The sequence below is a fragment of the Paenibacillus artemisiicola genome, assembly GCF_017652985.1.
Taxonomy (GTDB): domain Bacteria; phylum Bacillota; class Bacilli; order Paenibacillales; family Paenibacillaceae; genus Paenibacillus_Z; species Paenibacillus_Z artemisiicola.
The window spans coordinates 1-12,567 of record NZ_JAGGDJ010000050.1 but is presented as its reverse complement, the minus strand read 5'-3'; the positions used below and the strand labels follow the sequence as shown (position 1 = coordinate 12,567).

Here is a 12,567-nt window from a genome sequence, read left to right as displayed (position 1 = left end):
CTGCCGGCACCGGTTCGGATCGTCTCGCCGCTTGATCTCCCGTTCGGTCATCCCGCTTAGCTTACCTCGAGAACTTACATCTTGAACTTAACGTTCGTTCAGACGCTCCCGCTCCAGCCGGATCTCGATCGCTCTCGCGTGCGCCTCGAGGCCTTCGTGCCGCGCCAGCGTCATGATTTGACCGCCGTTCGCCAGCAGTGCCTCGCGGCTGTAGGAGATCAAGCTCGATTTCTTCACGAAATCGTCCACGTTCACCGGCGACGAGAACCGCGCCGTGCCGTTGGTCGGCAGGATGTGGTTCGGGCCGGCAAAATAATCGCCGACCGGCTCCGAGCTGTACGGGCCGACGAAGATCGCGCCCGCGTTCTCGATCCGGCCCAGCAGCGTCATCGGTTCGGCCGTCATGATTTCCAAGTGCTCCGGCGCCATCCGGTTCACGGCCGCGACGGCTTCGTCCATCGACGCGGCCAGCAGAATCGCGCCGTTGCCCTCGATGGAGCGGCGGGCCGTTCCCTCGCGCGGCAGCGTCGCCAACTGCCGCTCGACTTCGGCCGTCACGGCGTCGCCGAGCGTCTCGGACGTCGTCACGAGTATCGCCGACGCCATCTCGTCATGCTCCGCCTGCGACAGCAGGTCGGCCGCGACGTAGGCGGGATCCGCCGTCTCGTCGGCGAGCACGACGATCTCGCTCGGGCCGGCGATGCTATCGATCGCCACGACGCCGAAGACGGCGCGCTTCGCCAGCGCGACGTAGATGTTGCCGGGGCCGCAGATTTTGTCCACCGGCGGAATCGTGGCCGTGCCGTACGCCAGCGCGGCGACGGCTTGCGCGCCGCCGACGCGGTACATCTCCTTGACGCCCGCTTCCGCGGCGGCGACCAGGATGTACGGATCGATGCCCGCCTGACCGCCGGTCGCCGGCGGCGTCGCCATGACGATCTCGGGCACGCCCGCCACCTGCGCCGGAATCACGTTCATCAGCACGGACGACGGATACGCCGCCTTGCCGCCCGGCACGTAGACGCCAACGCGCTTCAGCGGACGCAGCAGCTGGCCGAGCATCGTCCCGTCCGGCTGCACGTCGACCCATGACTGCCGCAGCTGCTTCTCGTGGAACGCCCGGATATTCGCCGCCGCCTGACGGATGGCCGCCAGGAAGTCCGCATCCACGCGATCGTACGCGGCCTGTATCTCCTCGCCCGCGACGCGCAGCGACCCCGCGTCCAGCGTTACCCGGTCCAGCTGCTCCGTATAGCGCAGCAGCGCCGCGTCGCCTTCCGTCCGGACGTCCTCGACGATCCGGGCGACCGTCTCGTTTTGCTCGGGGGAGCCGTACTCCACCTTGCGTTCTAATCCAAATTGCTCCGCACGCAGCTTTCGCATGCCGCTCCGCTCCTTTCGCGCTCGTTATCGTTTGTCCGTGCAGGCTCGGACGCGCCCGCATCCGGCCCGCCGGGGCGCCGCATGTGCTAGCGCGCCACCCTGAGCCAGCCGTTCGGTTCCCGCCACACCCGGGCGCCGCCGATCCAGGCTGCCCTTTCTTACACGAGCGCCTTCGCCGCGATCGCGTGCTGCAGCTTATCGCACAGGCTTTGGATCGCCTCATTTTTCATCCGGTAGCTGACGCGGTTCGCGATCAGCCGGCTCGTGATGCCGAAAATCGTCTCCATCTCCACGAGGCCGTTCTCGCGAAGCGTCTGCCCGGTCTCGACCATGTCGACGATCCGGTCGGCCAGCCCGATCAACGGCGCCAGCTCGATGGAGCCGTTCAGCTTGATGACCTCGACCTGTTGTCCCTGCTCGCGGAAATACTGCGAGGCCACGCTCGGGTATTTGGTCGCCACGCGGGGATGGATCACCGGCTTCCAATCCGGCAGCCCGATGACCGACATGCGGCACTTCGCGATGCCAAGATCCAGCAGCTCGTAGACGTCCTTGTTTTCCTCCATCAGCACGTCCTTGCCCACGATCCCGATATCGGCCACGCCGTATTCCACGTAGGTCGGCACGTCCACCGGCTTCGCCATGATGAAGGACATGCCCGCATCCGGCAGCTCGATAATCAGCTTGCGCGTGTCGTCGAAGTCGCTCGGAATCGGCACGTCCGCGTCGCGGAATAGCTGCGAGGCGACCTTATAGATGCGGCCCTTCGGCATCGCGACCTTCAGCAGCTCGCGCCCGGCCGCTTGCGATTCGTTTGCATTCATGCCAGCTGCTCCCCTTCCCGCTCGCCGCCGAAATACGTCAGCAGCTTCGTAAACGCGACGCCCTTGTACAGCACCTGCCCGCCCCCCGACGCCGCTTCGCGCACGGCCGCCTGCGAAACGGCATCCATCCGTTCCGTCATGACGGTAACGGACGCTCCGCCGGCTTCGCGCAGCTCGCGCGCCTTCTCCAGCGCGACCGCGCGGCCGGCCGGATCGTAGCCGATCAGCACGCGCGCCGGCCCCGCGTCATCGTCGGCATCGCCGATCAGCTCGAGGATGCGCGTCGTCTTCAGCGCGAAGCCCGTCGCCGGCGCCGGACGCCCAAACTGCTTCAGCAGATTGTCGTAGCGGCCGCCGCTCGCCACCGGGAAGCCCAGATCCGCGGCGTACGCTTCGAACGTCATGCCCGTGTAGTATTGGAAGTCCCCGATCATCGTCAGGTCGATCAACGCATGCTCGCAGACGCCATATGCTTCGAGCACGTCCCACATTTCGCACAGATGGCGGATGGAGGACAGCGCCATGTCGTCCAGCCGCAGCGCCATGGCCTGATTGCAGATCTCTTGGCCGCCCCGCAGGCGAAGGATGCCTTCGAGCTCCGCGCGCATCTCATCCGAGATCGTCAGCGAGCGCAGTCGTTCCCGGTACCCGACGTAGTCGCGGCCGAGCAGGTACGCCTTCAGCTCTTCCTGCGCGTCGCGGCAGCCCGGAAGCGCCGCTTCGAACAGCCCGTTCAAGAAGCCGACGTGGCCGATCGCGATCTTGAACCGTTTCACGCCCGCCGCCTTCAGCGACGCGATGGCCAGCGCGACCACTTCCGCGTCCGCGTCCGGCGAGGCGTCGCCGACCAACTCCACGCCCGTTTGGAAAAACTCCGCATCGCGTCCCGCTTCTTCTTCGATCGCGCGGTAGACGGACGAATGATACGACAGCCGGATCGGGAACTGGACGTCCTTCAGCACGGAAGACACGACGCGCGCGATCGGCGCCGTCATGTCGGAGCGGAGCACGAGCGTCGTGCCGCGGTTATTCAGCAGCTTGAACAGCTTTTGGTCGGACGTCGAACTCGCTACGCCGACCGTATCGTAATATTCCATCGTCGGAGTCATGATTTGCTCATACCCCCATGAACGCATGCAAGCCAGCACTTGATTTTCGATTTGTCTCAGCTTCGTTACCGCATGCGGCAGATAATCCTTCACGCCGATCGGTTTCTCGAATACCTTCGGTTTGGACATTTCTCTTCACCTACGACACTTTAGTTTGTTAACGTGTTACCATATTACCATACTGCCAAAATAAAGGATTAGTCGTAATAATAACACGCCCCGCATGTTCCGTCAATACGGCAGCTCTTTACCGCAGCAAAACATCCTAAGCGCGGCGCCGGGTGCCGGCTACCCCCGATCGTCGTGCGCGTGGCGCCTGCGCAGCATCCGCCGGCCATGGTTGTCCTCCCACGCGTTCACCAGGAGCTTCAGCAGGACGGTCGTCAGAATCGCCGTGCTGAACGCGCCGAACTCCAGCAAAAACCGGGAAGCGTCGCTTCCCGGTTTGGTGATGCGGGTTCCTTCTTTCATCAAATCGATCAGGGCGACCGGCTTGTCGTCGATGCCGCCGGCGTTGACGCGGTAACCGTTGCGCTGACCGTAGCCATTGATGCCGGGCTTGACGGTGAACGTGACGTCGATGCCCAGCTTGCGGCAGAGACGGAGGACGGCATTGCTGTACGCGCCGTACGGGAAGGCCAGGATATGATCCTTGTTGCCCAGCTTGCCGTCCAATACGTCATCCGCCTTCGCCAGGTCGTCTTTCACGCGGACGAGGTACTCCTTCGTCGTTTCGCTCCGGTGCAGCTTCTTCAGGTACATCGGCGCCGCCAGCATCGGCAGCTGTTTGCCGCCTTTGCCGTCGTGCGAAGCGTACGCATGGGAATCGAAGGTGTGGTTGTAGAAGTCGTACCCGTTCCGATGCATCTCCTCGACCTGCTGCCACGTCAGCTTCGGAATCCCGATATGATGCGGATTGCCGACGGTGTTGACGATCAGGAAGTTCGTCGCCGGCACATGGAACTGCCTGAGCACCGGATAAGCGTCCGTGTAATACGATTCGTAGCCGTCGTCGAACGTCATCAGCACGGCATTGTCCGGGACAGGCGCATCCTTCAAAATAAACCGTCTGTACTGTTCCATCGTAATCCAATGAAAGTTGTTTCGTTTCATCAGCATCAGCTGCTGTTTGAACTTGTCGAGCGGCAGCGCCTTGTCGTCCATCGGCTTTGCCGCCACCTCGTGATACATGAGCACGATGACGCGATTGCGGTAATACACCCCGTGCGGATTGTCGGTTTCGATCGGTCCGCCCCCCGGCTTGCCGGCTGCGCTCGGCTTGCGCGGCGTGCCCCCTGGTCGTGCCATTGCGGCCGCCGACGAATGCGATAACCATTTGACTTGAAGGTAATAGCCGCCCGTCAGCACGGCAGCCAGCACGACGAGCAGCGCCGTCAGGGACGCTTTGCGGTTCGTGTTCACGTCAGTTCTCCTGCCTTCTCTGGATGTCTTGAATGGGGTTGCCGCCGACGAAGGCACCGGGCGGGACGTCCTTGTGCACCACGGAACCGGCCGCGACCACCGCGCCGTCGCCGATCGTCACGCCGGGCAATATCGTCGTGTTCGCGCCGATCATGACGTTCGCTCCGATGCGGACGGGGCCGAGCCTGTATTCCCGGATCAAATATTCATGCGTCAGAATCGTGGTGTTATAACCGATGATCGAGTTGTCCCCGATCGCGATCTTCTCCGGAAAAAACACGTCCACCATGACCATCAGCGCAAACGCGGCATGGCGCCCTACCTGCATGCCGAGCACGCGCCGATAGATCCAGTTTTTGACCGGCAAGGAGGGACAGTAGCGCGCCGCCTGGATAAAGACGAAGTTGCGCACCGCCTTTCGGCGGCTTACCGTCCGGTACACCTGCCAGAGGGCGTTCGGCCCTTCCACGGGATAACGCTCCACGTTTCTCAACGGCGATTACTCCAATCCGACCAAGGCGTATAAATCGCGCATATCGCGTAGGATGTGCCGGGCTCCGCATTCCCGCAGCACCCGTTCGCCCTTCAGCGACCAGGCCACGCCGACCGATCCGACGCCGGCCGCTTCCGCGGCTTGAATATCGACCACGCTGTCGCCGACCATCAGCGTCTCTTCGGGCTTGGTGCCGATGATGTCCAGCGCGCGCCGCACGGGCTCCGGATCGGGCTTCGGGCGGGTTACGTCCTCGATCGTCACGATCGCGCCCGGTTCCACATACTCGTACAGGCCGACATACCGCAGCCCGCGCTCGGTCGTGAGCCGAATCTTCGTCGTGACGATCCCGATCTTGATGCCGGCTTCGCGCAGCTTCAGGAACGCTTCGTTGACGCTGGGAAATGCTTTTACGTATTCGTCATGCAGCCTGAGATTCACTTCCCGGTACGCCAACACCAGATCTTCGACCTGCTCGCGGCCCGAGAACAGCTGCAGCTGCGTAGACAGCGGCAGACCCATGCTCGGAATGATGTGCTCCCGCGTGAAATCCGGCGGAACGATGTCCTTCAAGGCGAAGAGAAACGACTGAATAATCAGCTCGTTCGTATCCATGATTGTGCCGTCCAAGTCGAACAGTACCGCTTTGATCGTGTTTGTCATGCCTTGCGAGTTACTCCTTTATCGGCGATTCGTCCGCTCCGCGCGTCATGCCGCCGTCGTGTTCGACAGGCGGATTGCCGTTCGCAGCATCCGTCTTCTTTTTGTTTTCGGTACCGGCGGGAAGGCCGGTCTTGAAGTTGATGATCGGATCGTTATAATGCTCGGCAGCGGCCCCCGTGCGGCGCCGGACGATGATCATCGCGATGGACGCGACGACGAGCAGCACCGCCAGAAGCTGCGAGATCCGGATGTTGCCGTACGACGGATCCAGGAATCCTTGCGCCGTGAATACCGTCTTCATCGGCGACCAGAGCGCGTTCAGGACGCTAGCGGCCCAGTCCGCCCCATGGAACGCCAGGCTGTCCGTCCGCAGTCCTTCGACGTAGAAGCGGCCGACGGAGTACCAGATGAAGTAGAAGAAGAGCGCCTCGCCCGCGCGCAGAAACGGACGGCGGCGAATAATGAGCAGGATGACGAGACCGACCAGGTTCCAGAGCGACTCGTAGAGGAAAGTCGGGTGATGGAACGTGCCTTCGACGTTCATTTGGTTTACGATCCAGCCCGGCAGGTGAAGCGTATTGCGCAAGAAGCCCTCCTCGACGGGGCCGCCGTACGCTTCCTGGTTGACGAAGTTGCCCCAGCGGCCGATCATTTGGCCCGCGATGAGCGACGGCGCGCAGATGTCGGCGATCCGCCAGAAGCTATAGCCCTTTTGCCGGAAATAGATAATGCCGCAGACGAACGCGCCGATCAGCGCGCCGTAGATCGCGATCCCGCCGTTCCAAATTTTAAAGACGTCCATCAAATGGTTCTTGTACTCGTCCCATTGAAAGGCCACGAAATAAATGCGGGCGCCGATAATGGCCGACGGTACCCCGAACAGCAGCAAATCCATGAAAAAGTCCGGCGATAACCCGAAGCGCCGGCCTTCCCGCACCGCCAGCAGCAAGCCGACAAGCGCCGCGCTTCCCAAAATGATGCCATACCAGTGCACGCTGATCGGGCCCAGCGAGAAAGCGATCGGATCTAAACGTAATCCAAACATGCGTCCTTGGCTCCTTCTCTATTATCGGTTTTGATAATCCGGGTCCACCTCAAGCCGGCAATCAATCGAAATCGTCCGCGTCCTCCGCGATCGTCTCCGTCAGCTTGTTCGTAAACTGCAGCGCCGCGTTGTACCCCATCCGCTTCAGCCTAAAGTTCATCGCCGCCACTTCGATGATGACCGCGAGGTTTCGTCCGGGCCGGACCGGGACCGTCACGATCGGCACGTCCGTATCGATGATCCGCGTCGTCTCTTCGTCGAGGCCAAGCCGGTCATACTGCTTGTCGGCCTGCCAGTTCTCCAGCTTAATGACGACGCTGATCCGCTTGTTATTGCGAACGGCGCCTGCACCGAACAGCGTCATGACGTTGATGATGCCCAGTCCGCGAATCTCGAGCAGATGCCGGATCAGCTCGGGCGCCGTCCCGTGCAGTTGGTTGTCGGACGTCTGGCGGATTTCCACCGCATCGTCGGCAACGAGGCGATGGCTGCGCTTCACCAATTCGAGCGCCGTTTCGCTCTTGCCGATGCCGCTGCCGCCCGTTATCAGCATCCCGACCCCGTACACGTCCACGAGGACGCCATGAATCGTCGCGGATGGTGCCAGTTTGCGCTCGAGGAAGTTCGTGATGCGGCTTAAGAAGATCGTCGTCGCCGCGTTGCTGCGCAGCACCGGGATCTGCCGCAGATTTGCCTGTTCGATCAGCTCGGCGGGCGCGTCCAAGCCCCGCGTAATAATGAAGCAAGGGGTTTCGTCGTCGAACAGCCGCTCGATCCGGTCGATCCGCTCCTGCTTGGACAGCGTGTCCATGAACGTAATTTCCGTTTTCCCGAGAATTTGCACGCGTTCCTTCGGGTAGAAATCGAAATACCCTGCCATTTCAAGTCCCGGTCGGGACAAATCGTCCAGGGAGATGCTGCGTTTCAGACCGTCTTCGCCGCCCAAAATTTCGAGCTGAAACTGGCTCACCAGATCCGATACTTTCACTTTCTTGCCCATCGATTGGCCTCCTCAAAACCCGCAGCCGGCTACGCGTTGATTGGTAGTAGTAAAATTCCAGATGTATTCATCCTATAGGAAATAAGAACCGAAATCAACGCCAAGCGAGTGGGAAGACAGGCAGGTCCTTGCTCCGTCGGACGCCCATGCGCAAAAAACGGCCGCCCGATAAAATCGGACGGCCGTTCGTAGGGATAAGTCCCGTTAATTAAGCTTCGAATACGTTCAGTTCGCTCTCTTTGTCGAAGATATGAACTTTGTTCATATCGAGCGCGAGCTTCACGTTCGTGCCTTCTTTTACGCCGGAACGGCCGTCGATACGCGCGATAACCGTATCTTTGCCTACGCCGTTCAGGTACAGGTACATTTCGTGACCAAGGTTCTCGGCAACTTCGACGTGAGCGTTCACGATCGTTTGCGGGGAAGCCTCGTGGAATACCGGCTCTTCGTGCAGGTCTTCCGGACGAATGCCCAGGATGATTTCTTTGCCGATCAAGCCTCTTTCGCGCAGCAATTGCGCTTTGCCATCAGGGACGAGAACGTCGACGCCCGACGCTTTGAAGCGAACGGAACCGCCAGCTTCGTTCAGCGTGCCCGTGATGAAGTTCATCGCAGGGGCTCCGATGAAGCCAGCTACGAAAATGTTAACCGGGTGGTTGTACAGTTCTTCCGGGGAAGCGGCTTGTTGGATGATGCCGTCTTTCATAACGACGATCCGGTCACCCATCGTCATGGCTTCGATCTGGTCATGCGTTACGTAGATAACGGTCGTTTCCAGACGTTTTGCCAGCTTGGAGATTTCCGCGCGCATTTGACCGCGAAGTTTCGCGTCCAAGTTGGAGAGCGGTTCGTCCATCAGGAAGACTTGCGGCTCACGGACGATAGCACGGCCGAGGGCGACACGTTGACGCTGACCGCCGGAGAGTGCTTTCGGTTTACGGTCGAGCAGGTGTTCGATATCGAGAATTTTAGCGGCTTCGCGAACGCGCTTGTCGATCTCCGCTTTTTTGAATTTACGCAGTTTCAGACCAAAAGCCATGTTTTGGTAAACGTTCATGTGAGGGTACAGGGCGTACGATTGGAATACCATCGCGATGTCGCGGTCTTTCGGAGCAACGTCGTTAACGAGACGTTCGCCGATGAACAGTTTACCTTCGGAGATTTCTTCAAGACCTGCGATCATACGAAGCGTCGTGGACTTGCCGCAACCGGACGGACCGACCAGAACCAGGAATTCCTTGTCTTTGATGTCGAGGTTGAAATCTTTAACCGAAGCGAGGTCACTACCCGCGTATTTTTTGTAAACGTGTTCTAAGCGTACACCAGCCATTTGTGCTTCCCCCTAACGATTAGTTGTCTTTCACTACATTTAGTTTATATCAGTGCTGTCCATATGACTATGCACATACCTTACAAAAAAACTAAGTCCTTTTCGTCACTTTATACAATAGCAAAATAATTTTGACGAGCACGGCGTCCCGGAACTGCCGGACGTCCAGCTCCGTCTCCTGTTTCAGCTTGTCCAACCGGTACAGCAGCGTATTCCGATGAATATAGAGCTTTTTCGCGGTTTCGCTGACATTGCAATCCAACGCGAAGAACGTTTCCAGGGTCGTCAGAATTTCCGGATCCAAGAAGGCGTCCGTCCGTTTGAGCGCCTGTTCCACGAATTTGATGCGGTGCGCTTCGGGAATGGTATTGAGCAGCCGCTCCAGATGAAGCATCCATGGCAAATGAATATTCGACCCGAGATGAAAGGCACGGCCGAGATGAACGGTTTCGCGCAGCAGAGCCGTCGTCCCGACGATGGAATTCGCCGGCGAGATCGGGTGGGAGACCGCCAGGTGGCATTCGCCGCCCATCCATTCGCTGGACAGCATTTCGTGCAGACCGGAAGCGATCGAAGACAAGCTCTCTTCGAGGGATTCGTCATCCTCCTCGTCCCGCTCGCCCGACTGGGCGTCATGAATGAGGGAAGCCGGCCCCAGAATCAGCCACTCCTGCTCCTTCAGGGGAATGATCAGCACCTCTTCCGCCAGGAACGTCCGCAGCAGCTTTTCCAGTTCTCCGAAGTTGGATCCTCCCGGCTCCGGCTGTTCGCTGACCAGCAGGAACGGGATCATGGACGAAAACAATCGTCCCCGCGAGACAAACCGATCGGGCAGCTGCTGCTTCGGATCGCCGGTTTCCAACTGCTCGTCGATCCACGCTCCTAGTTCTCTGGCATAGCGTTCGGACTCCGTCATGCCGTCGAACGTTTTGGAACGATCCGTAAGCATTTGACTCAACGTCCACCCGATGAGGCGCTGCTCCGTCTCGCTCAGCTCGCGCCGACAAACTTCGAGGATATGCAGAAGCTCCGTTTCCTGCTCCAGCGCAAACCACGTCGCGCCTTCCGGACCTTCGACATAATCGCCAATTGTAACCGCATTCGCTTTTGACTTTTGCAATCGGCCATTCGGAGAATGGCTCTGCTCGCTGCTCAACAATCGCCAGTCATGAATCGGGAGCTGATGCTCTCGGACCGGGCAGTCCAGAACGGCTTGCAACTGCGTGATCCATTTTGCATCACTCATCGGTTTGCCCCTATCCGTCGGCGCGAATCGCGCTTTTTTTATGCACCAGTATACCACAAATCGACTGTTTTTTCAGCTTAGCGCGAGCAGCAGCACCAGCGACAGCAGCGAGAAAAGCGCGGCGATCAAATAAATGAAGGAGACCGTCTGAATTTGCGTAAGCCCCCAACGCATGAGAACATGGTGCGTATGCAGTTTATCCGCGCGGTGAAGCCCTTTGCCCGATAGGAGCCTCCGGAGCATGACGACGGCCGTATCCAAAATCGGTACCCCGAGGGCCAGCAGCGGCACCGCCACCGTAACCAGCGTAGCGCTCTTGAAAGCCCCGTCCACCGCCGTTACGGCCAAGGAATAGCCGAGGAACGTAGCCCCCGCATCGCCCATGAAGATCCGCGCCGGGTAAAAATTATACATTAAGAAGGCGATGCACGCGGCAACCAGAATCACCGCAAGCAGCGCGGTCGGGAATTGATGTTTGATGAGCGCGGCAACGAATAGGGTCAACGAAGAGAGCGTCGCGACCCCAGAGGCGAGACCGTCTACGCCATCAATGAAGTTGATCATGTTGATTAAGGCGAACACCCAAACAATCGACCCGACGATGCCCAGCCAATGCGGGAAAATCAGCATGCCGTGCGGGCTCGACAAACCTTCGATCTCAATGCCGAACCATAAGGGCGTAGCCGCTACGACCAAATAAACGATCACGCGCGGCCATACGGGAAAATCCTTTCCTTTTGCCTTGGCCGCATCGTCGAGCAGCCCGGTCAGGACGAGCGCGAGGCCGCCGATGGCGATGGTCAGACTGAGCGAAGTAGCGCCTTGAACGATCAAAAGCGTCGTGGCAATGCCGACGTAAAGCGCGGCGCCTCCCATAAGCGGAACCGGCGTCTTGTGAATTTTCCGGGCATTCGGACGGTCGACGAATCCGTATCGAATTGCCAGTCGCCGAAGAACGGGAACGAGCGTAGCCACGATCGTAAAGCATAACAATGCCGCAAGTGCTAATGTCATTTAGATGAAACCCCCTGACGCGAAGCAGTACGTCTTTGAGTTCAGTTTACCCGCAGCCGAATGATTAATCCGCTCGGGGAACAACAAAAAACCTGCAGGTCAATGACCTACAGGTTCTTGAAAGCGTCGAAAGTGAGCCATGTAGGACTCGAACCTACGACACCCTGATTAAAAGTCAGGTGCTCTACCAACTGAGCTAATGGCTCTTACTGTGAAGGGAATGGTGGAGGGCGATGGATTCGAACCACCGAACCTGGAAGGAAGAGATTTACAGTCTCCCGCGTTTGGCCACTTCGCTAGCCCTCCACGAATGCATCAGGCATATTGCCTAGAAAACAAATGGTGGCTCGGGACGGAATCGAACCGCCGACACGAGGATTTTCAGTCCTCTGCTCTACCAACTGAGCTACCGAGCCAAGCAAGAACAAAATGTGACGTCGAGCTTCGGCCGATGGTTCAGCTATCTGAAGACAACTCACGATTTTGAAGGAAATGGCGGAGCCGACGGGATTCGAACCCGCGGTCTCCTGCGTGACAGGCAGGCATGTTAGGCCTCTACACCACGGCTCCGCGTTAGTAATGAATGGTGGAGGCTGAGGGGATCGAACCCCCGACCCTCTGCTTGTAAGGCAGATGCTCTCCCAGCTGAGCTAAGCCTCCTAGGGAATATGGTAGCGGCAGAGGGACTCGAACCCCCGACCCTCCGGGTATGAACCGAATGCTCTAGCCAGCTGAGCTACGCCGCCACGTTGTTGCCTCGCGAACTGCTTGTCCATTCATAACCGAGGCAGTTATGTAGGTCAGGTTTAGACGTCGCCAAACGTCTTTACAATCGGTAATTAACATGGCGCACTTGTCGACAGTCAATACTCGGAATTGCACCCTGAAAACTGGATACGAACCTTTGCGAAGGTCTTGCTTAGCTGAACGATGTACCTTGGATAAGCCCTCGACCGATTAGTATTCGTCAGCTCCACGCATTGCTGCGCTTCCACCTCGAACCTATCTACCTCGTCGTCTTCAAGGGGTCTTACATAC

General features: G+C 59.1%; 11 protein-coding genes, 6 tRNA genes and 1 rRNA gene. All 18 read right to left on the bottom strand.

The genetic code is table 11. The annotated features are described in order from the left end of the window. Nucleotides 1-87: 87 nt before the first annotated feature. Nucleotides 88-1,383 (bottom strand): histidinol dehydrogenase, encoded by a 1,296-nt coding sequence (gene hisD / locus I8J29_RS28840; protein WP_208850789.1) that lies wholly within the window; start codon nt 1,381-1,383, stop codon nt 88-90. A 158-nt stretch (nt 1,384-1,541) separates the two neighbouring features. Beyond that, on the bottom strand, nt 1,542-2,207 hold the full coding sequence (hisG, locus tag I8J29_RS28835) for an ATP phosphoribosyltransferase (RefSeq protein ID WP_208850788.1): 666 nt from the start codon (nt 2,205-2,207) through the stop codon (nt 1,542-1,544). Beyond that, nucleotides 2,204-3,445: an ATP phosphoribosyltransferase regulatory subunit gene (locus I8J29_RS28830; protein WP_208850787.1), complete on the bottom strand. Its 1,242-nt coding sequence runs from the start codon at nt 3,443-3,445 to the stop codon at nt 2,204-2,206. The genes hisG and I8J29_RS28830 overlap by 4 nt, the downstream gene beginning before the upstream one ends. 159 nt (nt 3,446-3,604) lie before the next feature. Continuing rightward, on the bottom strand, nt 3,605-4,738 hold the full coding sequence (locus I8J29_RS28825) for a polysaccharide deacetylase family protein (protein ID WP_338113312.1): 1,134 nt from the start codon (nt 4,736-4,738) through the stop codon (nt 3,605-3,607). 1 nt (nt 4,739) lies between these two features. Next, nucleotides 4,740-5,231 (bottom strand): acyltransferase, encoded by a 492-nt coding sequence (locus I8J29_RS28820; protein ID WP_208850786.1) that lies wholly within the window; start codon nt 5,229-5,231, stop codon nt 4,740-4,742. Nucleotides 5,232-5,237: 6 nt separating this feature from the next. After that, nucleotides 5,238-5,894 (bottom strand): pyrophosphatase PpaX, encoded by a 657-nt coding sequence (ppaX, locus tag I8J29_RS28815; protein ID WP_208850785.1) that lies wholly within the window; start codon nt 5,892-5,894, stop codon nt 5,238-5,240. Between the two features lie 10 nt (nt 5,895-5,904). After that, complete coding sequence (gene lgt, locus I8J29_RS28810; RefSeq protein WP_208850784.1) at nt 5,905-6,939, bottom strand: prolipoprotein diacylglyceryl transferase; 1,035 nt, start codon at nt 6,937-6,939, stop codon at nt 5,905-5,907. Nucleotides 6,940-7,000: 61 nt separating this feature from the next. Next, the gene (hprK, locus tag I8J29_RS28805; RefSeq protein ID WP_208850783.1) at nt 7,001-7,939 is read right to left on the bottom strand and encodes an HPr(Ser) kinase/phosphatase; all 939 of its coding nucleotides are present in this window, start codon (nt 7,937-7,939) and stop codon (nt 7,001-7,003) included. Between the two features lie 208 nt (nt 7,940-8,147). Then, nucleotides 8,148-9,269, bottom strand: coding sequence for an ABC transporter ATP-binding protein (locus I8J29_RS28800; RefSeq protein WP_208850782.1), 1,122 nt, complete (start codon nt 9,267-9,269; stop codon nt 8,148-8,150). A 91-nt stretch (nt 9,270-9,360) separates the two neighbouring features. Beyond that, nucleotides 9,361-10,515, bottom strand: a complete 1,155-nt coding sequence (locus tag I8J29_RS28795; RefSeq protein ID WP_208850781.1) for a PucR family transcriptional regulator — start codon at nt 10,513-10,515, stop codon at nt 9,361-9,363. Between the two features lie 72 nt (nt 10,516-10,587). After that, nucleotides 10,588-11,529 (bottom strand): MraY family glycosyltransferase, encoded by a 942-nt coding sequence (locus I8J29_RS28790; RefSeq protein WP_208850780.1) that lies wholly within the window; start codon nt 11,527-11,529, stop codon nt 10,588-10,590. Between the two features lie 133 nt (nt 11,530-11,662). Further along, nucleotides 11,663-11,735, bottom strand: a tRNA-Lys gene (locus I8J29_RS28785). Nucleotides 11,736-11,750: 15 nt separating this feature from the next. Further along, a tRNA-Tyr gene (locus I8J29_RS28780) sits at nt 11,751-11,835 on the bottom strand. Nucleotides 11,836-11,869: 34 nt separating this feature from the next. Next, nucleotides 11,870-11,945, bottom strand: a tRNA-Phe gene (locus tag I8J29_RS28775). Nucleotides 11,946-12,022: 77 nt separating this feature from the next. Beyond that, a tRNA-Asp gene (locus I8J29_RS28770) sits at nt 12,023-12,099 on the bottom strand. Nucleotides 12,100-12,113: 14 nt separating this feature from the next. Next, nucleotides 12,114-12,189: transfer RNA gene (locus I8J29_RS28765), tRNA-Val, on the bottom strand. A 9-nt stretch (nt 12,190-12,198) separates the two neighbouring features. After that, nucleotides 12,199-12,275, bottom strand: a tRNA-Met gene (locus I8J29_RS28760). Between the two features lie 191 nt (nt 12,276-12,466). Next, a 23S ribosomal RNA gene (locus tag I8J29_RS28755) occupies nt 12,467-12,567 on the bottom strand; the annotation flags it as partial.

Coding starts and splice junctions, on each gene's coding strand:
- hisD (WP_208850789.1), bottom strand. CDS start 1,383: ATGCGAAAGCTGCGTGCGGAGCAATTTGGATTAGAACGCAAGGTGGAG.
- hisG (WP_208850788.1), bottom strand. CDS start 2,207: ATGAATGCAAACGAATCGCAAGCGGCCGGGCGCGAGCTGCTGAAGGTC.
- I8J29_RS28830 (WP_208850787.1), bottom strand. CDS start 3,445: ATGTCCAAACCGAAGGTATTCGAGAAACCGATCGGCGTGAAGGATTAT.
- ppaX (WP_208850785.1), bottom strand. CDS start 5,894: ATGACAAACACGATCAAAGCGGTACTGTTCGACTTGGACGGCACAATC.
- lgt (WP_208850784.1), bottom strand. CDS start 6,939: ATGTTTGGATTACGTTTAGATCCGATCGCTTTCTCGCTGGGCCCGATC.
- hprK (WP_208850783.1), bottom strand. CDS start 7,939: ATGGGCAAGAAAGTGAAAGTATCGGATCTGGTGAGCCAGTTTCAGCTC.
- I8J29_RS28800 (WP_208850782.1), bottom strand. CDS start 9,269: ATGGCTGGTGTACGCTTAGAACACGTTTACAAAAAATACGCGGGTAGT.
- I8J29_RS28795 (WP_208850781.1), bottom strand. CDS start 10,515: ATGAGTGATGCAAAATGGATCACGCAGTTGCAAGCCGTTCTGGACTGC.
- I8J29_RS28790 (WP_208850780.1), bottom strand. CDS start 11,529: ATGACATTAGCACTTGCGGCATTGTTATGCTTTACGATCGTGGCTACG.